Raw genomic sequence first — 26,478 nt, 5'->3', positions numbered from 1 at the left:
AACGTCTTAAGTTTAACTCCAATCAGGCAACTTAATGTTTTGTTACATAGATTGGTTTTTTCCCGCCTATCTACTTATCAACTAATTGGGAAGATGATTATGTTGACAAGCTAGATGAATATGAACGCTTGGGCATTGCGGAATACTGGATTATTGATTATTTAGCAATTGGCAAAAGAGAGTATTTGGGAAACCCGAAAATTCCGACGGTATTTGTGTTTTCGCTAAATGCTGAAGGCAAATATCAGCGCACTCAGTTTAGAGATAACGAACCAATTGTTTCGCCCACTTTTCCAGAATTAGTGCTGACGGCGGCTCAGGTATTGTCAGCTTAGTTCGGTTGTGTTAGTCTTGAGAAACATTGAAGTTGCAAAAAATACTTTAAAATTATTAAGATTTTTATCGGCTGATTAAAGGAATTAAGCAATTTCAAGAAAGTCTTGCACAACTTGAGCCATGAGGTGAGAAATTATGGATTGGAATGAACTGTATAATTTAGGCTTAGGCTTGTTTGAAAAAGCAACCGCTTTTTTAGACGAAGCTTTAGAAATCAAACCCGATTATCACGAAGCCTGTTACAATCAGGGCGTTGCACTGGGTAATTCAGGGAAATTTCAAGAAGCGATCGCCTCCTACGACAAAGCCTTAGAAATCAAACCAGATTATCACGAAGCCTGGAACAATCGGGGCAATGCAATGAATATTTTAGGCTTGTTTGAAGAAGCGCTCGCCTCCAGCGACAAAGCCTTAAAAATTAAACCAGATTTTCACCTTGCCTGGTACAATCGTGGCGTTGCGCTGGGTAATTTAGGCAGATTTGAAGAAGCGATAGCCTCCTACGACAAAGCCTTAGAAATCAAACCCGATTTTCACGAAGAAGCCTGGAGCAATCGTGGCGTTGCGCTAAGTAATTTAGGAAGAGTTGAAGAAGCGATCGCCTCCTTCGACAAAGCCTTAGAATTCAAACGGAGTTATCACGAAGCCTGGAACAATCGGGGCACTGCACTGGGTAATTTAGGCAGGTGGGAAGAGGCGAGCGCCTCCTTCGACAAAGCCTTAGAATTCAAACCGAGTTATCACGAAGCCTGGAACAATCGGGGCACTGCACTGGGTAATTTAGGCAGGTGGGAAGAGGCGCTCGCCTCCTACGACAAAGCCTTAGAATTCAAACCCGATTTACACGATGCCTGGAACAATCGGGGCAGTGCACTGGGTAATTTAGGAAGATTTGAAGAAGCAATCGCCTCCTACGACAAAACCTTAGAAATTAAACCAGATGATCACGAAGCCTGGTACAATCGTGGCGTTGCGCTGGGTAATTTAGGAAGATTTGAAGAAGCGATCGCCTCCTACGACAAAGCCTTAGAAACCAAACCAGATTTTCACGCAGCCTGGTACACTCGGGGCTATGCACTGGGTAATTTAGGAAGATGGGAAGAAGCGATCGCCTCCTACGACAAAGCCTTAGAATTCAAACCAGATTTTCACGAAGCCTGGGGCAATCGGGGCTATGCACTGTGTAATTTAGAAAGATTAGAAGAAGCAATAGTCTCCTTCGACAAAGCCTTAGAATTCAAACCAAATTATCAGGAAGCATTTTATAATAAAGCTTGCTGTTATGCGTTACAGAGTCAGATTGACCAAGCGATTCAGAATTTGCAGCAAGCCATCAATCTGAATCCTGACACATACCGAGAACTGGCAAAAACTGACTCGGGTTTTGACAGCATTCGATCGGATACTCGGTTTCAAGCCTTGATTCAAGAATAGGGATTTGCCCTTGGGCGGGGCGGGTTTATGAGATTGTCGGTTTTAGGCAATTATTGTTGGTAAAACCCGCCCCTACAGCATAAAAAACACTTTTCAACCGAAGCTAGCGGACACGATATAATAGGATAATTAATAGCGAGGTAAAAGATGACTAAACTAAATGTCAATCTAACCAATGACAAATTTTCCGAACTCATTGCCCATGTTGAGGATAGTGGAGAACGAATTGTCATAGAACAGGAAGGAAGGGCGATCGCTGCTATCATTACTTATGCAGACCTGAAGCGACTGGAAGACCTAGAAGCTGCCCTAATTAACAAAGCAAAACTAGAAGAATATGAATGGCTAAAAGCTGCGATCGCAAATCCAGCATTTGATTCCCTAAGAGACTCAGCGAAAGATATCTACACTTTAGCTGATGGCTTGCCCTTCCACGACCCTGAATGGATTAAAACAGTAGCGATCGAGCCTAATTGTGGTTCTATCCTCGACCCTGAAGAAGACATTTATACGATAGCTGACGGTAAACCATATCTACCTTAAATATCCCTCTTATTTCTTACTCTGCAAAGGCGGACTTCGCTTGACAAGACGTGGTTTCAACCCCCGCTCGCTCAAAAGGGTTACGTGAAAATGATATCTTGGATGAGGTTTGTCACACCTGAGTGCGATCGCCCTTTCCTCTTTTCTACGCAGTAATATAAAAAAAATAGTATTAATCTATACCTACAAATCCCCGATGTAGGATTATATTGAAAAAAATTGAAAAAGTCCCCAAATTCCTGTAAAATTGCCATAAATAACCAAATAGTCGCGATCAAAAGCACTCACAGGCGAAAAAGATCGCATATAAAAAAGAAAAGAATCAATTAGACAGAAAATAAAGAGGTGAAACCCCTTGCAAAAATTAGCCAGCATAGAAAAGCCGATCGACTCAGGGGAAAAATCCATAGCAGTCAACACCCAAAAGGCTCAAACCTTATACGAACGCGGCAACGCCCTAGAAGCAATGGGACGATTCCAAGCTGCGATCGAATCTTGGCAAGAAGCGATCGAACTTGAACCAAAATTTTATGAAGCGTGGTACAACCAAGGCGTAGCCCTCAAAAAATTGGGCCAGCTAGAAGAAGCGATCGCAGCCTACAACCAATCCCTAAAAATCAAACCAAACAATCCCGAAGCGTGGTATAATCGGGCCAACGTTTTGCGGAAGATCAACAGACTCTCAGAAGCGATCGCATCCTACGAAAAGGCGCTCCAACTCAACCCCAGCTACCCCGAAGCTTGGACGAACCGCGGTAACACCCTCGTCAGCTTAGAGAAATTATCAGAAGCGATCGACTCCTACGACAAAGCCATAGCCATCAAACCAGACTACTGCGAAGCTTGGTACAACAAAGCATTTGCCCTGAGAAAATCCGACCAAAATACAGCCGCGATCACATCCTACGACAAAGCGATCGAACTCAAACCAGACTTGCATCAAGCCTGGTACAACCGCGGCTTAGCCCTAGCCGATGAAAAACTCTACCCGGAAGCCGTCGCCTCCTACGACAAAACCCTGCAACTGCGGCCGAATTCCGCCGAAGCCTGGAACAAACGCGGCAGGGCGATCGCACAAATGGGACAATTTGAAGCAGCGATCGCATCCTGGGACAAAGCCCTCGCACTGAAGCAAAACGACAGCGAAACCTTTTATAACCGTGGCTTAGCCTTCGCAAACTTACAACGCTTGGAAGAAGCAATAGCCTCTTGGGACAAAACCCTAGAGTTGCAGCCAGACAACACCGAAGCCTGGTACAACCGCGCCGTCGCCCTCAAAAAAATTCAACGATTTACCGAAGCGATCGCCTCCTACGATAAAATCATCGCACTCACACCCGACGATCCCAACCTTTACTATCAAAAAGCTTGCGTTTACGCCCTGGAAAAAGCAGCAGGCGAACTCACAAACAGCCCCGAACTTGTAGCCAGCAGCATCCGGCTGGCGATCGAAAACTTATCCAAGGCGATCGAACTCAATCCGCATAAATACCGGAAATTGTGCAAAAATGACTCTAAATTGCGTACAATACGGGAAGAAGTGCGGTTTTTAGCTTGATTTCAGGGTAGCAATGATTGATGGAGACGGATGCCGCACTGCAACCTTTGTAGGCAAAACAGCACCATAAACCCCAATCATGCAAACCCTAGACAAAACTCAAGCAAAATTCGCTCAACTGGCAGCCCACCTCAGAGAAGTTAACGACATCGAATCAGCCTCGTCGCTGCTGCATTGGGATCAATCAACTTATATGCCCGCCAAAGGTGCAAATGCCAGAGGCCGCCAGTTGGCTACTCTCAAACAAATATCCCACGAAAAATTTACCGACCCCAAAATAGGTGAACTCCTAGAAGACTTGCGTTTCTACGAACAAACCCTCCCCTACGACTCCACCGCAGCCAGCCTGATCCGCATCGCCCGCAGAGACTACGATCGCGCCGCCAGAGTCCCCGCAACCTTTATGTCCGCACTCTGCCGCCACCAAGCCGACAGCTACGAAGCTTGGGCTGCGGCCAGGGCAGCCAACAATTTCGCAGCCGTTGAGCCGTATCTCGAAAAAACCCTAGAATTAAGCAGGCAATACGCCGACTTTTTCCCCGGCTACGAACACATTGCCGATCCGTTGATAGATCGTAGCGACTACGGCATGAAAGTATCCCTGCTGCGCCCGCTTTTCGCCAAACTGCGTGAAGAATTAGTGCCGATAGTCGAAGCCATCACCTCGCAACCTCCCGCCGACGACTCCTGCTTGCACCAAGACTTCCCAGAATCCCAGCAACTAGAATTTACCCGTAAAGTCGTAGAACGCATGGGGTACGACTTCCAACGGGGACGGCAAGACACCACCCTGCACCCGTTCATGACCAACTTCTCCATAGACGACGTACGAATTACCACCCGCGTCTATGAAGACCACTTGGATCAAGCACTCTTCAGCAGCATCCACGAAGCCGGACACGCCCTCTACGAACTCGGAAATTCCCCGGAATTTGAAGGCACGCTTCTGGCAGGCGGCATTTCCTCCGGCGTCCACGAAAGTCAATCGCGACTTTGGGAAAATTTGGTCGGGCGCAGCCGCGGTTTTTGGGAATGTTTCTATCCGCAACTCCAAGGCGTATTTTTGCGACAGTTGGGACACGTATCCACGGACGCATTTTACCGGGCAATTAACAAAGTCTCACGATCGCTCATCCGCACCGACGCCGACGAAGTAACCTACAACCTCCACGTCGCTATCCGCTTTGACCTAGAATTGGCAATGGTAGAGGGAAAACTAGCAGTGCGAGACCTCCCCGAAGCCTGGAACGAACGTTATAAAACCGACCTCGGCGTTGTCCCAGCCACCGATAGCGAAGGCGCGATGCAAGATGTTCACTGGTATGTTGGTACGATCGGCGGAATGTTCCAAGGTTACACCCTCGGCAACTTGATGAGCGCTCAATTCTACGAAACAGCAGTAAAAATCAATCCTGAAATTCCCGTAGAAATAGAACAGGGCAATTTTAGCGTACTCCACGACTGGCTAAAACAAAATATCTACCAGCACGGCCGCAAATACACTGCTGTCGAATTGATCGATCGCGTTACAGGTTCACCTTTAACTATCGATCCCTTTATCCGCTACATTCGCCACAAATACGGGGAATTTTATGTCATTTGAGGGATAGCAACTTCACTTTGCAGATTTTAAAATGGCATTAAAAAAAGTAGCCCCCTAAAAATAAAGGGCGATACTCACAAAGTATCGCCCTGTTTTACAACGAAAATCAAAAATTCTAAATAAGGGAGTATGTATGTCGGAACTCTTTCAGGCTGTTATCGCCAGCGACGAAAAAACCGACTTCCGTCAGTTTGTCAGCGATTTGCGCGCTTTGGGAAACAAATATTTACTGCGAAACGACATAGTTAACGCTTTTGCCACCTACTGCACCAAATACGAAAAGCCTGAACAGTTCCATCAATCTTCTCTTTTAAGCAAACTGATTTACTACGTTCAGGAAATTATTCTCGAAGATGGCAGCCTTTGCATCCTGCTGCGACCAAAAATTGCTACAATGGAAATAGTGCGAGTTGCAGACGACTTAAATGTTGAGCAGATGACAGTGCAAGAATTGCTCGATGTGCGCGATCGCTTCGTCAACCACTTTCACCCCCAAGAAGGCGACATTCTCGAACTAGATTTCGGCCCTTTTTACGATTATTCCCCCACAATTCGCGACCCCAAAAACATCGGCAAAGGAGTGCAAATCCTCAACCGATACCTGTCTAGCAAACTATTTCAAGACGCCAGACAGTGGCAGGAAGCTCTATTTAATTTCTTGCGGATTCACCGCTACAACGGCGTACAATTACTAATTAACGATCGCATAAAATCCCAAGAACAACTTTCAGAACAAGTCAAAAAAGCCCTCACCTTTGTTAGCGAACTTTCTGAAGAAGAACCCTACGAGAGATTTCGAGCGGTTTTGCAAATGATGGGTTTCGAGGCAGGTTGGGGAAATACCGCCGCCCGCGTGCATGAAACCCTAGGACTTCTTGACGAATTAATTGATGCCCCCGATCCGCAAACCCTAGAAGCATTTATTTCTCGCATCCCGATGATTTTCAACATCGTCCTAGTTTCTCCTCACGGCTGGTTCGGTCAAGAAGGAGTTTTGGGGCGACCGGATACGGGAGGTCAGGTAGTTTATGTCCTCGATCAAGCCAAGAGTTTAGAGAAACAACTGCAAGAAGACATTCATCTTGCCGGTCTCGATAGTTTAGGAGTCAAACCTAAAGTAATTATTCTCACCCGGTTAATTCCTAACAGCGACGGCACGCCCTGCAACAAACGTTTGGAAAAAGTTCACGGCACAGACAATGCTTGGATTTTGCGGGTTCCCTTCCGCGAGTTCAATCCCAAACTGACTCAAAATTGGATTTCGAGGTTCGAGATTTGGCCTTATTTAGAAACTTACGCGATCGATGCAGAAAAAGAACTGTGGGCTGAGCTTGAGGGCAAGCCAGATTTAATTGTCGGCAACTATTCAGACGGCAACTTGGTAGCGTTTTTGCTATCTAGAAAACTCAAAGTTACTCAGTGCAATATTGCCCATGCGCTGGAAAAATCCAAATATTTGCTCAGCAATCTTTACTGGCAAGAATCAGAGGAAAAGTACCATTTTTCGCTGCAATTTACGGCCGATATAATTGCCATGAATGCAGCTAATTGTATTGTTAGCAGCACCTATCAAGAGATTGTGGGCCAATCCGATAGTGTTGGTCAGTACGAATCTTACAAGTGTTTTACCATGCCGGATTTGTACCACGTTGTGAACGGGATTGAACTGTTCAGCCCTAAATTCAACGTCGTGCCGCCGGGAGTTAACGAAAGTGTGTACTTTCCCTACACGCGGATCGAAGACCGGGTCCAAGGCGATCGCGATCGGCTCAACGAACTGCTGTTTACTCTAGAAGACCCGGAACAAGTCTTTGGAAAACTCGACGCTCCGCACAAGCGCCCTTTATTTTCGATGGCCCGGCTCGATCGCATTAAAAACATGACAGGCTTAGCAGAATTGTTTGGAAAAAGCCAGGAATTGCAAGAAAAATGCAACTTAATTCTAGTAGCCGGCAAGCTGCGGGTCGAAGAAACCGAAGACTACGAAGAAGCAGAAGAAATTAAAAAACTCTACGCAATTATCGACCAATACAACCTTCACGGTAAAATTCGCTGGCTGGGAGTGAGGCTTTCCAAAAGCCTGTCCGGCGAAATCTACCGGGTAATCGCCGACACCCAAGGTATATTTGTTCAGCCAGCCTTATTTGAAGCTTTCGGCTTGACAATTCTCGAAGCAATGATTACCGGTATTCCTACTTTCGGGACACAGTTTGGTGGCCCGCGGGAAATTATTCAAGATGGCGTAAATGGGTTTTATATCAACCCGACCAACCACCAGGAGACTGCCCAAAAAATTCTAGCTTTTTTATCGAAATGCGAACACGATCCCAACTATTGGTATGAAATTTCAACGCGAGGCATTGACCGAGTTTACAGCACGTATACCTGGAAAATTCATACTACCAAGCTGCTGACTCTGGCGCGGACTTACGGTTTTTGGAACTACTCGTCCAAGGAAAACCGCGAAGATATGCTCCGCTACGTAGAATCGCTGTTTTATCTCATTTACAAGCCAAGAGCAAAGGCTTTATTGGCAGAACACGCAAATCGATAAGTCGCGAGTTTTGCTTATATCAAATCCCTTGGTATCGCCATTATTCATCTCTCTCTTCCCTTTCTCTGTATCCTCTGCATCAAGAGGGGTTTAATAATTCCCATACAACCGAAATTGATATTACGGGGAGATTGAAGGAAAAAACTTCGCTTTTCATAGATCAACTTTGTAGAAAATTCGCCTGTAAAGATTTGTGAATGACGGCAGGTTTTGTACCATAAGACTGAGGCTAAAAGACGTGGTTTATACGAAAATATGAGCTTTGGTAACGAAACATCTCGGAATCAAGTGGGTTTATTAGGAATAGTGCGAACCGGCCCCTACTTCTAACAGGTAAGTTGTGAGTGCTGGTGTCCCGAGTGCTGAAATTCTAGAGACCGGGGCAGATATAGCAACCGCGCCAGACGCTTAGAACTTTCTTAATGGCTCAAACCAATGCGGTCTATTACCCCTTCCCTCGGACTTCTTCTTACCCGATGGCGAAGTAGAAGGGCATTCTTCCCTCTTGCTTTTGCTATATGTCTCAGAAAGCTGTCCGGGTAATACAATTAGATTTAGAAACTTGAAAACAGGGAAACCCTGTCAAACCTTACTAACAGGATGAAATTTATGCGTGTGACTACTGTTACGATTTTCAGCTTGATCGCTCTGCTCGCTCCCGGCTTAACCCGAAAGGCAATTGCTGCTTTTGACTCCGAGCCTTTGGTGCAGGAACAGTACCGCAGAGACTTTACGGCTCCCGCCGATCCGGGTGCGTCAGCATCGCCCGAGGGAAAGTCCGAAGCAGATATGTTTAACAAGCCTTTTTACGCGGGCGAGCAGGCGCCAGTCAGAAAGGAAAAAACTATCTCGGCGGGAGCTGATGGGCCAGAAGTTGCTGCCATACAGCAACGGTTGCAGGTGCACAGTTTCAAGGTGGGGACGATCGACGGTTCCTATGGCTCTCGCACTACATCGGCGGTTCGTGCCTTTCAGCAGTCTAAGGGTTTGAACTCAGACGGCATTGTGGACAAAGAAACTTGGACAGCTTTAGCAGCAGATCCAGCGCCTGCTCCTGAAACTGTGCAGAACAATGCTCCAATTCTGAGCAATGCTGCTGTTGCCGGCAATCCTCCAACTCTTCTAAATAAAGGCGCTGTCGGTTCCAAGGTGAAGACGCTACAGGTGCGTTTGGAAATGCAGGGTTACGATCCGGGCCCGATCGACGGCATTTTTGGCGCTCGCACTGCTACGGCTGTCAAGAACTTTCAGAAATTCAAGGGTTTGACGGTTGACGGCATGGTTGACGAAACAACCTGGAAGGCGCTGGGCCAAAAGTAAGCGACGAGTGAAACATACGGAAAATTGCTGTGGCGATAACTCATGATTGAACCCGGTGTGCCAAAATGACCGGGTTTCTCGATGTTGGGCGATCGAGCAATTTGGTCATCCGCCTGCGGATTTATCAGTGGGTGGCTGTGTTTTATCTAAAATCTAAAATCTAAAATCTAAAATCGATTGACCGATCGCTCTGTTGTGTGCTATAGTATTGAAATGTCAAAATGCGGATATGGCGGAATTGGCAGACGCGCCAGATTTAGGTTCTGGTTCCGAGAGGAGTGAAGGTTCAAGTCCTTTTATCCGCATAACAGATTGTATTCCCAAACTAAAAACCCCCACCCTTGGTTTAGCAGAGTTTGTGCTGCCTTGTGAACGGCATCCCGGAATTGAAGGTTGTATTACAACCCACATTCCGCAGTTCTGGCTTTGATGACTAAGGATTTTCATACATTCAGTGTAGGAAAAATGTCTGTGCCTATCTTTTCTAATTTTAGTATCATTATTTCCCGATTTTGGGGAGATATAAGAAATTTGAATTCACAGATATTTTCTAATATATTCCTTCGGCAATATCTGAACTCATTCTTCCTAAATTAGCCATCACAATTCCGGCAACATGAGTGTTCGGTTGCCACTTATTTGAATTTATTTAACAATATTCTCCGGTTTGTTTTCCGAGTTACCCATCTTCAACTATTAAATAATATTGACCGCAAACCTTTCCTAAATAATTTAATATCTCCCGACGTTCCTTTGTTAAGTTGCTTATTTGTTCGGCTCCATTTAGGTTGACTAAATGTACGGCTTGAAACATCTAAAATACCCACCACATCGTCGGTTTATTTGTCAATTTCTTGACCTGGTTTCTGATGCTGGCATTGGCTGATTCTAATTCTTGTCTCAACTTTCTTATTCGCGAGATTATATACTAATAAACATACTCCCATTATCATGGCAATTGCTTCTACTCTCTGGGGTTTTTTCACGAAGACGCTTGATGTGAAAAATAATGGGTCTTTTAAAAATCTAAATCCTCTTTCGTTACTTTGTTGAGCTTTGTATTCTTCTAATATTTGCTGGTTGGTTATTTCGTTTTTATCTAAAATGTTTGTTGCCAGTATAACTCTCCCTGCTTTGATTTTTTCGGCTGATATTATTTCGGGTCTGGTTTCTATTTTACCGATTATTTGATAGGCTATTGTGTCTATATTACTAGCTTTTTTGGTGGGTGTTTCTGGTTTTTTATGGCTTTTTTCTTGACATTTGATTTCGGTAATTTGGTGATATTTCCATGTGTCTGATAGATTTTTTATTGCGGTTTCTGCGTCGGCAACACAGGCAAAGTTTTACCGGGACAGCTTGCGTAGTGCGGCTTGGGCGCTTGATTCTTGTTTGTTTACTTGTTTGTCTATTTGTTTGATGCTTGCTTGTTTCCTGAGTTCACTTTCTATGACTAACAATCTTTGTTTTATGTTTCCATATTCGCTAGCTATTTCGGCTATCTTATATCCTTTTTTTGAGCTTGATGGCCATTCGCTTTCTTGGATGTCTACGATTTGATCTTGGCCTGATTTTATGCTTAATGAAACTCTTGTTATCCATTTGATTCCTGTCATTGCTGATAGGTTTTTCCTGGTGTATAAGGCGCTGTCTGCTACGCAGATTCCTTCAAATCTCCACTGTTTTTTGATTTTTTTTAGTCTTGATACGAATACGCTTTTGTCGTCGATGTTTCCTGAATCTATTTTTAGATATAGTGGTATGTCTCCGTCTCCTGTTACAATCATGTCTATAGCAAAACCATTTGATTTGTAAACAATCGATTCAATCATCACAAGCGTTTCAGGTTGTTCTACATTCACGACTCAAATAGACTTGCTATATGATAAATTGTTTGAGGTCGGGTCGATGGTCTCTCGAGTATCCGTGAACTATTTCTATTGGTTTCATTTGTGATGTTTCTGGTCCGGGCTCTTTTTCTGTTTGGTCGCTGTTTTCAACTTGAGTTTTATATTCTCCTTGTACATACATTGAACTTCCATCTAAATGGATGCTGTTCATTTTTACTTGGAATTTATGGGCGGCTTTTATGGCGATTGTTGTGAAGAGTTTTGTGGTTCCCACTTGATAATATTTATCAAGGGTTCTTCCCAGTCTATCGTCGTTTAGATGTTCGGGTAATATTCCCTTTCCTATTAGATGTGATGTTGCTTTTCCTACGAAAAATTCCTCAAATATGTATAATGGGGCGCTTAAAAATCCTAGTCCATTCAAAATCATTGCTTTCATGACTTGTCCTGGGCTGAGCATTTCTTGGGTTGTTATTCCTACTATTTTATTGACTTCTTTTACTAATTCCATCTCGTCTATTATGCCTGCTACTATTCCTAAATGGTCTAAATTTAGGACTTTTATGGCTTCTTGATGCTCATTCATGGTTTTTTCCTCTTGGCTCCTAGTTCGTTCATTGTATCTCAAAAAAGCCTGAAGTGATTACGGGGCAATCACTTCAGGCTTTAATTTTTAAAATTTATAACCCTCAATTGTATTTAAAGACCTGCGGAATCTGGGCTCAAACTGCCAGAAGCCCAAGTGAGAGTGTCAAATAATTCCAGAACGCAACGCTAACACAAAAGATTGAGATCGATCGCCCGACAAGGATGTTTGACTATCACTGTGCGGGTGACTCCATCGACTAGCTCGCTAATCATTAAAACACAATCAAAATTTAAGATTAGCCGCGCCGACCCCGATCGAGTAAAATCACAGCACTTGCCCCCCGATGGGTTAATCTGCTAAAACTAACAAAGTTTGATGATTTCTAAGAAATAACATACATGGTTGCTACATCCGTCAAGATTAAACACGAAGTCAAAGACTTGTCCCTCGCCCCCTTGGGAAAGCAACGCATCGAGTGGGCAGGCCGGGAAATGCCCGTTTTGCGGCAAATTCAAGAACGCTTCGCTAAAGAAAAGCCTTTCGCTGGCATTCGCTTGGCCGCTTGCTGCCACGTAACCACAGAAACCGCTCATTTGGCAATCGCCATCAAACTCGGCGGTGGCGACGCCGTACTGATCGCCAGCAACCCCTTGAGCACTCAAGATGACGTAGCAGCTTGCTTAGTTCAAGACTACGGCATTTCCGTCTTCGCCCTCAAAGGAGAAGATGCGGCTACCTACGAACGTCACGTCTACACAGCCCTAGACCACCGCCCCAATATTATCATCGACGACGGCAGCGACGTTGTAGCCGCACTAATCCAGCACCGCCCCAACCAAATTTCCGACTTAATCGGAACTACCGAAGAAACTACCACAGGCATCGTGCGCCTGCGGGCCATGTTGAAAGACGGTGTGCTGACTTTCCCCGCGATGAACGTCAACGACGCCGACACCAAGCACTTCTTCGACAACCGCTACGGTACCGGTCAATCTACCCTAGACGGCATTATCCGCGCTACCAATATTTTGTTAGCCGGTAAAAATATTGTGGTTGCAGGTTACGGTTGGTGCGGCAAAGGCACGGCACTGCGCGCCCGTGGTATGGGTGCTAACGTAATTGTCACCGAAATTGATCCGATTCGGGCGATCGAAGCAGTGATGGACGGTTTCCGCGTCATGCCGATGGACGAAGCAGCAACAGTCGGAGATATATTCATTACCGTTACCGGCAACAAACACGTCATTCGTGCCGAACATTTCGAGACAATGAAAGACGGCGCAATTGTTTGCAATTCCGGTCACTTCGACATTGAAATTGACCTCAAATCCCTCGGCGCAAAAAGCACCGACGTGAAAACAGTCCGGTCTTTCACTCAAGAATATCACCTCAATAATGGCAAATCGATTATTGTGTTGGGCGAAGGTCGTTTGATCAACTTGGCAGCAGCCGAAGGACACCCCAGTGCCGTGATGGATATGAGCTTTGCTAACCAAGCTTTAGCCTGCGAATATCTAGTTACTAACAAAGGCAAACTAGAGCCTGGTATTCACTCAATTCCCGTGGAAGTTGACAAAGAAATTGCCCGTCTCAAATTGGAAGCAATGGGTATTCACATTGATACTTTGACTGCCGAACAAATTGAGTACACAAACTCTTGGACTTCGGGCACTTAATCATAGTATTCTCGTTCCCGGACTCGGCCTGGGAATGAATACAAGGAGGCTCTGCCTCCCTCAAGGGGAGTCGAGGCAGAGCCTTTAGATATGTGTTCCCCGGCTGTGCCTGGGAACGAGCAATGACTAATGACTAATGACTTCTTCTTACCAAATTAGGGAATCAAAATGGTTGAATGGATAACTAACACAATGCAGTCTATGGGCTATTTCGGAATAGGGCTGTTGATGTTTTTAGAAAATCTTTTCCCCCCCATACCCTCAGAATTGATTATGCCGCTGGCAGGATTCACGGTATTCCAGAACAGAATGGAGTTTTCACCGGCGATCGCAGCAGGAGTAATCGGTACAGTTCTGGGGGCGCTTCCCTGGTACTATGCTGGTAAATTATTGAGCGAAGAACGCTTGAGGAATTTAGCCGATAAATACGGGAAGTGGATCACAGTATCGGGCGCCGATATTGACAAAGCAAATAGATGGTTTAATAGACACGGCAACAAAGCCGTGTTTTTGTGTCGCCTCGTACCGGGAGTTCGTACCCTAATTTCTCTGCCCGCTGGCATCAATAATATGCCTTTAATTCCTTTTTTAATCTACTCAACAGGCGGCACTCTTTTATGGGTAAGTTTTCTGACCTTTGCCGGATATAAACTAGGGGAAAATTATACACTTGTAGAGGATTATCTCGGGCCGATTTCCAAAATAGTTGTGGTGATTATAGTCATCTGGTGTATTTTATGGATAGTGAAGAAGAATATGCAAAAAGAATAAAATCATAGATAAATGCAGACATCTGCGTTTATCTGCGTTTATCTGCTATTATCTACGGTTAAAAATCAAGTTATCAAAAATTTATACAAATATTTAGGATTGATTGAGGTTTAGGCAGACAATCGTGGCAAAATAGGGAACATTCCTATCCGCGCTGTTAAGATATGTACGAAAAAATTGTAGCCCCAACAACAGGTTCTAAAATTACTTTCAAAGACGGTTCGCCGATCGTCCCCAATGACCCGATTATTCCCTTCATTCGCGGCGACGGTACCGGCGTTGACTTGTGGCCTGCATCCCAGAAAGTCATGGATGCTGCGGTAGAAAAGGCTTACGGTGGCGATCGAAAAATCAACTGGTTTAAAATCTATGTAGGCGACGAAGCTTGCGATGTCTACGGTACTTACCAATATCTGCCCCAGGATTCCTTAGACGCCATCAAAGAATACGGAGTCGCCATCAAAGGGCCACTGACAACCCCAATCGGGGGCGGAATTCGATCACTAAACGTAGCTTTGCGGCAAATCTTTGACCTTTACGCCTGCGTGCGGCCCTGCAAATATTATGCTGGAACACCATCGCTACACAAAACTCCTGAACTCCTAGATGTAATTATTTACCGGGAAAATACAGAAGATATTTACCTCGGAATTGAATGGGCTAAAGGCAGCGAAATTGGCAAAAAATTGATTGAATTCCTCAATAATGAGCTAATTCCAGCAACACCAGAACATGGCAAAAAACAAATTCGCCTCGATTCGGGAATCGGAATTAAACCCATTAGCAAAACAGGTTCTCAGCGTTTAGTACGGCGGGCCATTACCCACGCTTTACGGTTGCCAAAAGATAAGCAGCAAGTGACTTTGGTGCACAAAGGCAACATCATGAAATATACTGAAGGAGCTTTCCGAGATTGGGGTTACGAATTAGCAACCACCGAATTTCGCGAACAGTGCGTAACTGAAAGAGAGTCTTGGATTCTGGGCAACAAAGAAAAAAATCCCGACATTAGCTTAGAAGATAATGCTCGCCAAATAGACCCGGGATACGATGCTTTGACCCCCGAAAAACAAGCCAAAATTCGTCAAGAAGTAGCCGACGTTCTGTTTGCAATTTGGGACAGTCACGGCAGCGGCCAGTGGAAAGAAAAAATCATGGTCAACGACCGAATTGCTGACAGTATTTTCCAACAAATTCAAACCCGACCGGCCGAGTATTCGATTTTGGCGACAATGAATCTAAACGGGGATTATTTGTCCGATGCGGCCGCCGCCATTGTCGGTGGATTGGGCATGGGCCCCGGTGCGAATATTGGTGATGAATGTGCAGTTTTTGAGGCCACTCACGGCACTGCACCGAAACACGCTGGTTTGGATAAAGTCAATCCCGGTTCCCTGATTTTGTCCGGGGTGATGATGTTAGAATACATGGGATGGCAGGAAGCAGCAGACTTGATTAAGAAGGGTTTGGGAGCGGCAATTTCTAATGGTGAAGTTACTTACGATTTGGCGAGGTTGATGGAGCCTCCGGTGCCTGAGTTGAAGTGTTCGGAGTTTGCTGAGGCGATTATTAAGCATTTCGCCGATTGAGTTTGAGGGCTTTTTTTGAACGGGCTAGAAGCCCGTTCCACAACCAGTCAATTTGCTTATAGGGTGGGCTTCTAGCCCGCCCGCTATTTCGTAAGAACGGGCTAGAAGCCGGTTCCACAAAAGTCCATTTGCTTGTGGGGTGGGCTTCTAGCCCGCCCGAAAATACAATTTAGATGGGGGGTTTATAATGATGGAACAGCCATTCCGCGCTCAACTGCGGGACGTTTCTGCAAGGTTTCTACCCAACGTTTGAGGTGGGGGTGGTTGTCGAGGGTTAATCCTTGAAATTCGTAAATAGCAACCCAGGGATAGATAGCAATGTCGGCAATAGAATAGTCGCCGCAGATATATTCATATTTTGCTAGTTGAGTGTCTAATACTCCGTAGAGGCGCAAGGTTTCTTTTTCGTAGCGCCCAATCGCATAGGGAATTTGTTCGGGTGCAAAGCGTTTGAAGTGGTTTAGCTGACCAAACATCGGGCCGACGCTGGCCATTTGAAACATCAGCCACTGCATAACTTGAAAGTATTTTTGTTTGTCTGTGGGCAGAAATTTGCCGCTTTTTTCGGCAAGATAGATCAGAATAGCGCCGGACTCGAAGAGGGTGATGCCGTTATCTCGATCGACTATCGCCGGAATTTTGCTGTTGGGGTTGATGGCAATGAACTCTGGGCTAAATTGGTCGTTTTTTGTGATGTCTATGACGTGCACGTTGTAGGGTAAACCTATTTCTTCGAGCATGATCGAGACTTTGCGGCCGTTTGGAGTGGTAAAAGTGTAGAGGTCGATCATAGTTGTGATGTTAAGTTGAAAGTTTGCAAGGCAGGAAATAACATGATATAATATCACAATTTGGACAAGATTTGCGGATTTTATATCTATTGTGTTAAAATTATATTCTAATAATAGAAGAATAACGATCGCTCGAAATGGATATTATTGAAATTCTCAAAGACGATTATCAAAGATTTCCCGATAATCAGACTTACAGCATCTATGCAAAAGATGTTTATTTTGAAGATCCGGTGAATCGATTTACAGGAGTCGAGCGCTACCGCAAAATGATCGGGTTTATTGGGACTTTTTTTCAGGATGTAAATCTCGATTTGCACGGGATTTCGCAGTCGGTAGATACTATAGAAACTCGCTGGACTCTGAGCTGGATCGCACCGCTACCTTGGAAGCCGAAAATGGCGATCGCCGGTAGGAGCGAACTCAAAATCAACAGCGACGGTTTAATTGTTTCTCACATCGATTACTGGAACTGTTCGCGGTTGGATGTACTCAAACAGCTTGTATTTTCGGTGAAAACTAATGTTTGAGAATTTGGCTTAGGTTTGTTAGCAATAAAAGATGGTGTTTCAAGAGCGAGATCCCTTTTTTAACCGCAGATGTTAGCAGATAAACACAGATGAACGCTGATGGATTTTTATGTGTTGCAATTGATATCTGAGATAAGTAATTTTAACTGATGTTGACATGGCAGCAATTTCGTGTATTACGGGAAATGTGGTATGTCCGGCGGGTGCTTGTCGCCAAAATTAAGCGCCCACTAAATTAATCTTTGTTACAGAACGTTACAATAAAGAAGTAAAGAATTTTCAGGCGAGCTAAACAATCAATGCGCTTAATATTAATGACTGGAAAAGGCGGCGTGGGCAAAACCTCCGTAGCCGCTGCGACTGGGCTGCGATGTGCCGAATTGGGATACAAAACCCTAGTGCTGAGTACAGATCCGGCTCACTCCTTAGCCGACAGCTTTGACATGGAACTCGGACACGATTCGCGGCTGGTGAAACCGAATTTGTGGGGAGCAGAATTAGACGCTCTCAGGGAATTAGAAGGCAATTGGGGAGCAGTTAAGCGCTACATTACTCAAGTCTTGCGAGCGCAGGGGCTCGAAGGGGTGCAAGCTGAAGAATTAGCCATCTTGCCAGGAATGGATGAAATCTTCGGTTTGGTGCGAATGAAGCGACATTACGACGAAGGCGAATTTGATGTTTTAATTATCGATTCTGCTCCGACTGGCACAGCATTGAGACTGCTAAGTTTGCCGGAAGTTGGCGGCTGGTACATGAGAAAATTTTACAAGCCTCTCCAAGGCATATCAGCCGCCCTTCGGCCTTTAGTTGAACCTATTTTTAGACCAATTGCGGGTTTTTCTTTGCCAGACAAAGAGGTGATGGATGCACCTTACGAATTTTACGAACAAATCGAAGCTTTGGAAAAGGTTTTAACTGACAATACTGTGACTTCGGTAAGGTTAGTTACCAATCCCGAAAAAATGGTAATTAAAGAGTCTCTGCGCGCTCATGCCTATTTGAGTTTATACAATGTAGCCACTGATTTAGTAGTAGCTAACCGGATTATTCCTGCAGAAGTAACAGACCCATTTTTTAAACGGTGGAAAGAAAGCCAGGAACAGTACCGTCAGGAAATTCACTCAGATTTTATGCCGCTGCCAGTTAAGGAGGTGCCACTTTATTCTGAAGAAATGTGCGGTTTGGCAGCTTTGGAACGGTTGAAAGAAACTCTTTACAAAGACGAAGATCCAAGTCAAGTTTATTACAAAGAAAATACGATTAAGATCGTGCAGGAAAACAATCAATATAGTCTTGAACTGTATTTGCCCGGAATTGCTAAGGATCAGATCCAGTTGAGCAAAACGGGAGATGAGTTGAATGTTCGGATTGGCAATCACCGCCGTAATTTGGTGTTGCCGCAAGCTTTAGCGGCGCTCCAACCTTCGGGGGCGAAGATGGAGGAGGATTATTTGAAGATTAAGTTTGCTTAATTAGGGCTAAAGTCCTCACTACGAACCTTGTTGGATTTTTTAGTGAGGACTTCTATTCTTTCTTTTGTTTTTAGTATTTATCGTTTTATGACAGCAAGAGATATCAATTTTAACTCCGAAAGAATCGGAGATACCAAACTAGAAGTTATGGATATAGACATATAGCGGTTTAAGTTCGGTTATCGGTATCCAGTTAAAAATGGATGATGATTCAGTATGGCGCAGCGATCGGCTGAAATTGCATATCATTAAAATCAAATAATAGGACAACGTTGGTTAATCCTTCCGCTGTTATCTCTGCCGCATAGAGGTTGCCTTCAGCCGCCCAGACTAGCCGTTTGCCATCCAGGTCTGCCCACTCCCATTGGGGATAACTAATCGTGGCATTAGTAGCCCGATTAATTAGTGAATGTTCATCCCAATAACAGCCTTTCCCCTCTGGGTGATCGCTCTCGGCATGGGCGATTTTGCGGAGTATCCAGCCGTTGCCGATCGATTTTTCAAAGATATGTTGGTCTTTCCCTTTGCCGAACTGTACGCGATCGACCAGTTGCCAACCATCGCGTAAAAGTCGAGGGTAATAGACGCCGAGACACTCGTTGTTGCCATAATTGCAGGTTGGGGCGTAGGTGGTGTCGCGACGGACTGTCGAAGTATCCCGCAATATCTGGTGGCCGTAGTAGCCGTCGTTGAGCCAGTAGGTGGCTTGGCTCGTCCACAGACCACCCCCATTCCAACAATCCCCCTTGGGGAAGATGGCGATCGCTTTGAGGTATGGTGCTTGTGAAATCGCAGTCCAGGCACCACAGGCCTCCGATTGCCAGCGACCATTCATCGCGAAGTAAATCAGATATTTGCCGTCGGGTGAGAGGTCACTCCGGCGTTCGTAGATGCGTCCCTTTAACCATTGTCCCAGTTGGAATCGATCGCATTGTCGATCCCATAGCATTGTTGCAACCTGCTTCGACGGGCCGCGTCGAATGATTAGTCCGACGGGAGCTTGACTGGCAAGCAGAATATGAATGCGAGCAGGGAATATTTTCATTAATGGTCGATCGTCCGAATGCGGATTTGTACAGTTTTAATCGGCGATGAAAGAACTCCTCCGACAGCGGTGGAATATCGGAGGTATCGATATCTTTATCGCTCATTTCGTCGATTCTAGCCCAGTCGGTTTTTGAGGTATTGTTCATAGCGTCTGCGTTCATGAGGCAGTGACTTGCGTAATGAGATACCGTGTCGTGTTAGCTATCTGAATGTTAGATCGATCGCCTTTTTGTACTGCTGGCTCGACACAATTAACAGGACTCAGCATGAACGACTTCCTTTAATGCCTCATCAATCACTGCATCGCTGACACCTCGACGCTTCAAACTTGCTACTAAGGCTGTTACTTTCTCGCTCTCAAATCGTTCTAAATCAACGCGCAAACCTTGACCGATATAAGCACGAATTAATGGCTGATAACCCGAAAAACCCAACAATGGTGCAACTTTTTTTAAATCTTCCACAACATCTTCGGGCATACGAATCGTCACGCTAGTCATTGGACGGTTGCGGTTTAATCGCTGCTTTAATGCTTCAACCTTCATACTCTGCCCTCTCCTGACGAGTTGCTTTACGTGCTGAAATAATCCGAATGACATTTTCTTCACGCTCAATGTGAACCACATACAGTAGATTCCACCGACTATCTAGCCCAATCACAGCCTCACGCGCTTCCTCATTGCGGCTGGCATCAACGACAACTAGAAATGGGTCAAAGAAGGATTCAGCAGCTTGTTGAAAAGTAACCCCATCATGATTCGTGGGATTTATCCGCGCTTTTCCCTCGTCCCATACAAAGGTAATGCCATTGAGCACGAAGTATACATTCATGCTCCCTAGTATAGGTAAAATGTATTTACAATGTCAATACGTTATTCACAAAAAACGATCGTTTTCAAACTACTGCCACAGCCTGTGCTACTTGTTGGGGCCTTTCAATTATGTTTCTGCATCAATATTTCAAAGTCCACTAGATCGACTAACCCATAACCATCCTCAGAGAACCGATATTCTCCTCGTTCTAGTGCATCTGCAAAGTTCTCCATATAAACTCGAAAATTAGGTGCAATAAGCCCTCTAGTAGGTTCCTGCCACTCAACAATAATGACTTGTCCAACATTTCCGCCTGCTGCTGGGGCTAAATCTACGCATTCGCAAGCACCATTGCTTTCGTTTGTGAATGGAATCCAATTCTGGTTCCACCAACCCTTCCAGATTCCTTCAAAAATGTCGTCACCATCGCACCTAAAATTATCGTCTGAATAATCCTGCCATTTTTCAGATATTTCGATCGCGCTTTGGAGAGAGAGGAACTTCAAGTTGGGGAACAGGGAATAAGATTCTTCATCCTGACCGTTATGCACGCGGTAAGACAGCTTGAAATCTTCGGGAAACTCTACACCAAAGAATGCTTCTGCTCGATCAATCTCCTCATCAGTAGCGCCCGGTCTGAGACTTTTCAGCACTTCAGGTGCATTGGCTGCCAGCCAATTATCAATTCTTTCCCAAATTATTTTCATGAGAAAACCTCCGAAGCTGGAAACTCAGTCTATGCGAGAGTTCAGAGGAAAGCGAGATAGCGGTTTTAACCGCCTAAAATTAAAGCGGGGTGCTGACTCTCTTTCCATGCTACTTTTTATCGACTCTAACCATCGCTCAGGTCATTAGACCTCTTGCAAAATAATTTTATGCTATAATCAAAAGTTTTGCTTAATTAGAGCAGATTGCAGGTTATATCAGCACTTGACAATTATGAGTTGGCTCTCAGGTCTAACACTCAAAACCTTTAATTCTAAGATAGATTTTTTTTGCAAGAGGTCTATTATAGCAATCCTAACCACGCTCAACTGCTTCAATCTGAAGCTTTTTTCCATCTTCTTTGTAGTTAACCGTGATTTCCTCAATATCGTTGCTGCATCGAGTGAATAGTTCTCTACCGATTCCTTGCCCACCAAATTCTCTTCGGACGAACAACAATGACAGATGATTCCCTCTCTGAAATGCAATAAAACCAACAATAATCCCACTCCACCTAGCGACTAGCCTTTTCTCGCTACTCAAAATTCTGGCTCTTAATTCTTCTAGGTCAGAAATTTTTTTCCATTCAGCAACACTTTCTGGTGTTCCATCTGTAAGTTCCCATAGATCCGCAGCAGCCCACATACAAGCACTGATTTAGTGTTCATCCCCAAATTCTGGATGTCTATAGGTAATGGCATTCATCGTTGTGATCCGAGTGCTGAGAGTAGTCAAGGTTGAAACGGTGTACCCTGATGAAAGCGAAGTACCCAACCGCTTGCCGTTCGCGACCAAATAGAGCTTCTGTGTGTATGTTCAACAACGCCGTCATAAATAAATGCACTGTCATAGGTAACCTGAACAATGTTCTCATCGAGCAGGCGAATGTGAAATTCAGGTAGCGGAAAGATGACATCTATTGATGAAGGCTCTGCCACAAGTGTATCTTGTCTTTGCCAGACACGTCCAGAACGTCCAAATTCAAAGAAGTCCGGTGCGAGGAGTTCATTCATGCGCTGCTTGTCAAGGCGAGTTTCTTGACGCCATAGCTCTTGCTCTAGGCATTCGAGGGTGTCTCTGTCTTCGCTGCTGATTCCCATAACTATCACTCCAACTAAACCTAAAAATATCACAATTTTGTCCGATCCAATGATTTGTTATGCCCGATCTCTTAACAATTATTTATGATCGGGCGATCGACGATAACTTCTCTGGACTCAACAACGAAACCGATCATTTCTAGTTCTCTGAACTGCGCTTCAAACGATAACTTTGATGGAGCGAACTCTGCGATATACTAGCTGAACTCACTCGCAGCTAAGGGCTTTAGATATTAAAATATGTGAGGATATTTAGGATTATCTGTGCTGAGTATATTTACAAGTTTGTCAAATACATAGCAACAATTGGTGGTAATGAGTTCAACTTCTTCATCTAGTTGCAAATCCTCCCACAAATAAGGATTTACTTGAAATCGAAACTTTCCTTTGAAGTTTGGGTTCTCTTCCTTGAATTTTGGCAACATAGTTTTTTTCCCTTTTGAATCAACTCTATAGCCACTCTTAATATACACATGGAGATAATAGACATCTTGACGGTAACTCCGAGATTGATAAATGACTTGTTCTTTAGAACATATTGCTACATTAATCACATTTGGCTTCTGATTTTTCGTTGTGAACTCTGCCATCCATTCAATAAAAAACGCAATCATTGCACATATTAAAAACACGCTCAATGGAACAATTAATGGAACTATTGCTAATAGTGTAAAAGCCAGCAATAACAAACTAATAATTATCCCAACAACTCCAATCACACGGGATAAAATAGCTAAACCGAGACCAGCCCATATCTCTGAACAAAAAATATTAGACTTCTCACTTAGTGAACGTATAAATGCTTCGTATGCAGCGTAAATCTTTTTCGATTCATTGTAGCTCATAAAAATATCCATTTCTCAAACTTTAGATGATACCAATTTTGGGGCTAAAGTTTTACATATATTTGTTAAAGCTTTTTGCAAAAAACGATTTTCAGTCTAGGAAGGGGGTTTAAATTTTCGGCGGTTTATGGATTTTAGGCGATCTCTACTCCACACACTGCCCGAAATAAATCGAAAGGTACTGTAAGGATCATCTAATATTTTCAAATCACGGCTCAAAAAATAACTTGTAGATTTGTGCGATCGCTCACGGACTGCTGCTAGAGCAATGCGAGATCAATTCATAGTGTCAATCTACTCGGTTCAGGCGATAAACGAAGCAATCATCATCACCGAACTTTCGGTACTCGATAAATTGAAAGCCAAGACGTTCATAGAAGTTGTGGGCCCGAGTATTATTGGCAAGCGGATCGACGAGGACAGCCTTCACCGCCGGATCTGCGAAACATCTGACAATTGCAAGCTGCATCATTTGTGTTCCATAGCCTTTGCCTAAATCAGCTTCTTGCCCAATCCAAATGTCAATAGCACGAAGATCCGCCGCCACATCACCCCAATAGTTGGTCTCCTCGCGTGCCGGATCGATGATTTGGATAAATCCGATGGGACGACCATCAATTTCAGCAATCAATTGTTCTCTCCAATCGGGCGCGCGCTCAAGTTCCACCTCCCAAGCCCAGTCATCGTTAGGATCTGACGAAATTACGTGAGGTTGCTCATCCTAGTGTCGTAACAGATCCAAATCAGCGGAAGTCGCGGAGCGTAGATTAATCATAACTTCACGTTTGAACGTCACACTTGTAATAGCTGAGATCCGAGTTTTCCGAGGTAATGTTAGATAGATCGCCTCGGGCGTACCCTAACTAAAATCATACTTCGCTTCCATAAATATTCCTATTCCTCTCCCTCTTCTTTTCCATCCTCTGCGCTCTCTGCGGTTTGTTCAATCTTTCCTGCATTAAACTCAATCTTTTTCTGGTGACGTTCCGACGCAGCTTTTTGCAGCATTTTCAATTTTTCTGGGTCAGCATTCGATCGCCAAAACAACTTATGATCCTTAATTTTAACGCAATTTTCCTCCAAACACTTCACCCATTCCCGATGCTTTTTAACTACGCCACGATCTAGAATCCCTAACTTTTCTTCTTGGCGGGTGAGTTTCGCAAACTTGTCGTAATGGGGATAACTAGCAGTAACAAAAGCTTCTTTTCTAACTAAAATTGGCGGATTATACACATCAGAATAGTCTTGATAGCTCACAGAAAGGTCGCGCAAATCGATGTGCATCGAAGTGTGAAGGGCTGGATGCGGGTTAGTGTCAAAATCTGGATAAAATAAATAGGAAATTTGAGGTTTGCGAGCGTAAAATTTGATTATTGTCGCGCCGTCAAGCCTGCCGATTGTGCGGTTGGCGCAGCCTTCGTAGAGCCTGAGCAAAGGGTCGAGTTCTTCTAATGCAGAGACGTGAACTGACAGGGAACCATGCTGTTTGTAGCCGATCGCACTATCTTCACAGCAATCGGCAACAATATCAGGTTTGCCCAAACTGTATAACATTAAATCTGCCAAAGTGCAAGCTTTTTGATAATTGTCAAACAAACCTTTGATGTCGTTGCGGATTTGAGCCGGGAGTCGGCGCATTGAAGGCCGCTCTCCCAAACCATTGAGAGCGAGATATACTAGCAAATCCTGGCGGCGCTTGTCGGCGATTCTCTCCCAATCATCCGCATCCGTTGCTTGCAAAATCACCCTCCAAGCGCGATTAAAACTGTGAAATTCCCCCTTAATCGCCGATTCTTCCGCTAGTTCGCCTTTAACCGGAAGCCGGCCTCGATCGCTCACAAAAGCCATCAAAGGAGCCAACATTTCCGCATAATCTTCAAAATGCTTAACTTGCGATCGCACCCTGGGAGTCGATAAGTGCGATCGAAACCGAGAAGCGCGAAAACCTTCACCCTCCGCAGCATCCCGAAACACAAAATAAATCCCCAAAGCCACGGGAATCGCATCAACATTCAAAACTTGGTCAATATAAACCTTCAACTCTTCTTGTTCGTAATACTTCTGAAAAGTATTCCGAGAAGTAATCACCCCATCCCCATAAGCAATTTGACCTCGATCGCTATCATCAATCAAAACCTGAGCCGCCACAACTAATAAATTCTTAGTTAATTCCCAAGCATTCAGCAACGCTTCTCGGCGTTCCGCCAAAGATTCAATCACATTAATCACATAACCAATATTCACAATATCAGCACAAATTCGCGGAGTATCCGGCTGATAGTATGGGTCCCAACCAGAAATAGCATAACCCTCTTGTGCAATATATTTAACATCCCCACCGTAACCGCAACCGTAATCAAAAAAAGTCGCCCCGTCCCTCACTAAATCAGCTTCTAAAACCAGACGCAGAGGTTTAGAAAGCGAGTTGCGTACCATTGCAGCTTTGTGTCGCTCGATCTTAGGAATTGATAGCTCACTATTCTCCTGTTTCAAACGCTCGACAACAGTATGATCTTGGATGTCTACACCGCAATATCCCAAATATTTGAGCCAACCCTCGCGAGTGCCGATCACGCTAGTGTTATCAAGCAGCCCCCACTTTTCCTCGCAGCGAGTCAGCCTTGCAAACTTTTCGTAATTGGGATAATCGGCAGCTACAAAAGTTTCCTTACGGTGCAAAACAGGAGGATTTTCGCTGTTGCTGTAATCGAAATATTTAACTTCCCCTGTTGCTAGATTAATTTGGATGCTGGTTTGCAAAGCAGGATGAGCGTCAGTATCGAAATCAGGGTAAAAAAGATAAGATATTTTAGGTTGATGGAGCAAAAATTTCACTAAAGTTGCTTTATCAATATTTTCGAGAGTGTGTCTGGCACAATTTTCGTAGATACCGAGGACAGGGTGGAGTGTCTGTAAAGCCGAAACGTGAACGTAAAAAGCCGTCGGTAATTTTTTGCCCACCTTGCTTTCGCGACAGCAGCGAGCCACTTTTGCTAGGAGATTGTCAACACATAAATTATTGTTTTCATCTTGCGGGTACGGCACAACATTTACAGAATATTGCTCAGAGATAGCCTCGTTTTCATACAATAAAACTTCCCGAGCAAAAACCCTCAAAGGCGTTAGCATTTTTTCATCGTTTTTTAATAAATTGCTATCTAAAATAGTGTTTGTACTGGTATCGTAATTCATAGCTAAATTAATTATTATTTTTAATTAACCGCAGAGAACACGGAGTGACGAAAGAAAGAAGATTTTCCTAGATTTTTTCTATTTAGGATGGACACTCCGTACCTTACCGCTCTATTTCTTAGTTTCTTAGAGAGAAACTTCGTTTTTGTAATGGCGA

At 44.4% G+C, this 26,478-nt stretch carries 22 protein-coding genes, 1 tRNA gene and 1 pseudogene; 13 read left to right on the top strand and 11 right to left on the bottom strand.

The window, feature by feature from the left end; genetic code table 11:
• Nucleotides 1-50: 50 nt before the first annotated feature.
• The 8 genes from Q5691_RS04055 (at nucleotide 51) to Q5691_RS04020 (ending at nucleotide 9,653) form a co-directional block, all read left to right on the top strand.
• A complete protein-coding gene (locus Q5691_RS04055) occupies nucleotides 51-335 on the top strand; it encodes a Uma2 family endonuclease (RefSeq protein ID WP_333343958.1) in 285 nt (94 codons plus the stop codon).
• A 136-nt stretch (nucleotides 336-471) separates the two neighbouring features.
• On the top strand, nucleotides 472-1,770 hold the full coding sequence (locus tag Q5691_RS04050) for a tetratricopeptide repeat protein (protein ID WP_333343955.1): 1,299 nt from the start codon (nucleotides 472-474) through the stop codon (nucleotides 1,768-1,770).
• A 147-nt stretch (nucleotides 1,771-1,917) separates the two neighbouring features.
• The gene (locus tag Q5691_RS04045) at nucleotides 1,918-2,313 is read left to right on the top strand and encodes a type II toxin-antitoxin system Phd/YefM family antitoxin (RefSeq protein WP_333343954.1); all 396 of its coding nucleotides are present in this window, start codon (nucleotides 1,918-1,920) and stop codon (nucleotides 2,311-2,313) included.
• 355 nt (nucleotides 2,314-2,668) lie between these two features.
• Nucleotides 2,669-3,871, top strand: a complete 1,203-nt coding sequence (locus Q5691_RS04040; RefSeq protein WP_333343953.1) for a tetratricopeptide repeat protein — start codon at nucleotides 2,669-2,671, stop codon at nucleotides 3,869-3,871.
• A 79-nt stretch (nucleotides 3,872-3,950) separates the two neighbouring features.
• Complete coding sequence (locus Q5691_RS04035) at nucleotides 3,951-5,474, top strand: carboxypeptidase M32 (protein WP_333210750.1); 1,524 nt, start codon at nucleotides 3,951-3,953, stop codon at nucleotides 5,472-5,474.
• A 133-nt stretch (nucleotides 5,475-5,607) separates the two neighbouring features.
• Nucleotides 5,608-8,028, top strand: a complete 2,421-nt coding sequence (locus Q5691_RS04030; RefSeq protein ID WP_333343952.1) for a sucrose synthase — start codon at nucleotides 5,608-5,610, stop codon at nucleotides 8,026-8,028.
• 609 nt (nucleotides 8,029-8,637) lie between these two features.
• Nucleotides 8,638-9,348, top strand: a complete 711-nt coding sequence (locus tag Q5691_RS04025; RefSeq protein ID WP_333210754.1) for a peptidoglycan-binding protein — start codon at nucleotides 8,638-8,640, stop codon at nucleotides 9,346-9,348.
• 223 nt (nucleotides 9,349-9,571) lie between these two features.
• A tRNA-Leu gene (locus Q5691_RS04020) sits at nucleotides 9,572-9,653 on the top strand.
• Between the two features lie 374 nt (nucleotides 9,654-10,027).
• Here the strand turns inward: Q5691_RS04020 and Q5691_RS04015 are convergent.
• A pseudogene (locus Q5691_RS04015) lies at nucleotides 10,028-11,784 on the bottom strand (IS1634 family transposase).
• Between the two features lie 401 nt (nucleotides 11,785-12,185).
• On the opposite strand from Q5691_RS04015, the gene ahcY reads away from it, so the two are divergent.
• The 3 genes from ahcY (at nucleotide 12,186) to Q5691_RS04000 (ending at nucleotide 15,823) form a co-directional block, all read left to right on the top strand.
• Nucleotides 12,186-13,463 carry an adenosylhomocysteinase gene (ahcY, locus tag Q5691_RS04010; RefSeq protein ID WP_333035008.1) on the top strand — a complete coding sequence of 426 codons (1,278 nt, stop codon included), beginning with the start codon at nucleotides 12,186-12,188 and terminating at the stop codon, nucleotides 13,461-13,463.
• Nucleotides 13,464-13,631: 168 nt separating this feature from the next.
• Nucleotides 13,632-14,234 carry a DedA family protein gene (locus tag Q5691_RS04005; RefSeq protein WP_333210756.1) on the top strand — a complete coding sequence of 201 codons (603 nt, stop codon included), beginning with the start codon at nucleotides 13,632-13,634 and terminating at the stop codon, nucleotides 14,232-14,234.
• Nucleotides 14,235-14,398: 164 nt separating this feature from the next.
• Nucleotides 14,399-15,823 carry an NADP-dependent isocitrate dehydrogenase gene (locus Q5691_RS04000; protein WP_333343951.1) on the top strand — a complete coding sequence of 475 codons (1,425 nt, stop codon included), beginning with the start codon at nucleotides 14,399-14,401 and terminating at the stop codon, nucleotides 15,821-15,823.
• 182 nt (nucleotides 15,824-16,005) lie between these two features.
• Here Q5691_RS04000 and Q5691_RS03995 read toward each other — a convergent pair whose 3' ends face one another.
• Nucleotides 16,006-16,614 carry a glutathione S-transferase N-terminal domain-containing protein gene (locus Q5691_RS03995; protein WP_333311318.1) on the bottom strand — a complete coding sequence of 203 codons (609 nt, stop codon included), beginning with the start codon at nucleotides 16,612-16,614 and terminating at the stop codon, nucleotides 16,006-16,008.
• Nucleotides 16,615-16,751: 137 nt separating this feature from the next.
• On the opposite strand from Q5691_RS03995, the gene Q5691_RS03990 reads away from it, so the two are divergent.
• Nucleotides 16,752-17,144: a DUF2358 domain-containing protein gene (locus Q5691_RS03990; protein ID WP_333210761.1), complete on the top strand. Its 393-nt coding sequence runs from the start codon at nucleotides 16,752-16,754 to the stop codon at nucleotides 17,142-17,144.
• Between the two features lie 299 nt (nucleotides 17,145-17,443).
• Nucleotides 17,444-18,616: a TRC40/GET3/ArsA family transport-energizing ATPase gene (locus Q5691_RS03985; protein ID WP_333176612.1), complete on the top strand. Its 1,173-nt coding sequence runs from the start codon at nucleotides 17,444-17,446 to the stop codon at nucleotides 18,614-18,616.
• Between the two features lie 211 nt (nucleotides 18,617-18,827).
• On the opposite strand, the gene Q5691_RS03980 is transcribed toward Q5691_RS03985, so the two are convergent.
• The 9 genes from Q5691_RS03980 to Q5691_RS03940 form a co-directional block, all read right to left on the bottom strand.
• Nucleotides 18,828-19,661, bottom strand: coding sequence for a hypothetical protein (locus Q5691_RS03980; protein ID WP_333210763.1), 834 nt, complete (start codon nucleotides 19,659-19,661; stop codon nucleotides 18,828-18,830).
• A 253-nt stretch (nucleotides 19,662-19,914) separates the two neighbouring features.
• Nucleotides 19,915-20,208, bottom strand: a complete 294-nt coding sequence (locus tag Q5691_RS03975; RefSeq protein ID WP_333210765.1) for a hypothetical protein — start codon at nucleotides 20,206-20,208, stop codon at nucleotides 19,915-19,917.
• Nucleotides 20,198-20,494, bottom strand: coding sequence for a BrnT family toxin (locus tag Q5691_RS03970; RefSeq protein WP_333162936.1), 297 nt, complete (start codon nucleotides 20,492-20,494; stop codon nucleotides 20,198-20,200). Before Q5691_RS03970 ends, Q5691_RS03975 begins: the two co-directional genes overlap by 11 nt.
• 104 nt (nucleotides 20,495-20,598) lie before the next feature.
• Nucleotides 20,599-21,183, bottom strand: coding sequence for an SMI1/KNR4 family protein (locus Q5691_RS03965; RefSeq protein ID WP_333343950.1), 585 nt, complete (start codon nucleotides 21,181-21,183; stop codon nucleotides 20,599-20,601).
• 313 nt (nucleotides 21,184-21,496) lie between these two features.
• On the bottom strand, nucleotides 21,497-21,826 hold the full coding sequence (locus Q5691_RS03960; protein ID WP_333210768.1) for a GNAT family N-acetyltransferase: 330 nt from the start codon (nucleotides 21,824-21,826) through the stop codon (nucleotides 21,497-21,499).
• Nucleotides 21,827-21,912: 86 nt separating this feature from the next.
• Nucleotides 21,913-22,281 (bottom strand): DUF4440 domain-containing protein, encoded by a 369-nt coding sequence (locus tag Q5691_RS03955; RefSeq protein ID WP_333210770.1) that lies wholly within the window; start codon nucleotides 22,279-22,281, stop codon nucleotides 21,913-21,915.
• Between the two features lie 233 nt (nucleotides 22,282-22,514).
• Nucleotides 22,515-23,126 (bottom strand): hypothetical protein, encoded by a 612-nt coding sequence (locus Q5691_RS03950; RefSeq protein ID WP_333343949.1) that lies wholly within the window; start codon nucleotides 23,124-23,126, stop codon nucleotides 22,515-22,517.
• A gap of 289 nt (nucleotides 23,127-23,415) precedes the next feature.
• Nucleotides 23,416-23,829 (bottom strand): GNAT family N-acetyltransferase, encoded by a 414-nt coding sequence (locus Q5691_RS03945; RefSeq protein ID WP_333343957.1) that lies wholly within the window; start codon nucleotides 23,827-23,829, stop codon nucleotides 23,416-23,418.
• A 191-nt stretch (nucleotides 23,830-24,020) separates the two neighbouring features.
• Entirely contained in the window at nucleotides 24,021-26,321 is a 2,301-nt protein-coding gene (locus tag Q5691_RS03940) for a DNA phosphorothioation-associated putative methyltransferase (protein WP_333343948.1), read from the bottom strand.
• Between the last annotated feature and the right edge of the window lie 157 nt (nucleotides 26,322-26,478).

Source organism: Microcoleus sp. w1-18aA5 (genome assembly GCF_036701705.1).
Lineage (GTDB): Bacteria > Cyanobacteriota > Cyanobacteriia > Cyanobacteriales > Microcoleaceae > Microcoleus.
Note: the sequence above shows the minus strand (reverse complement) of the source record. Positions and strands in the feature narration are given on the sequence as shown.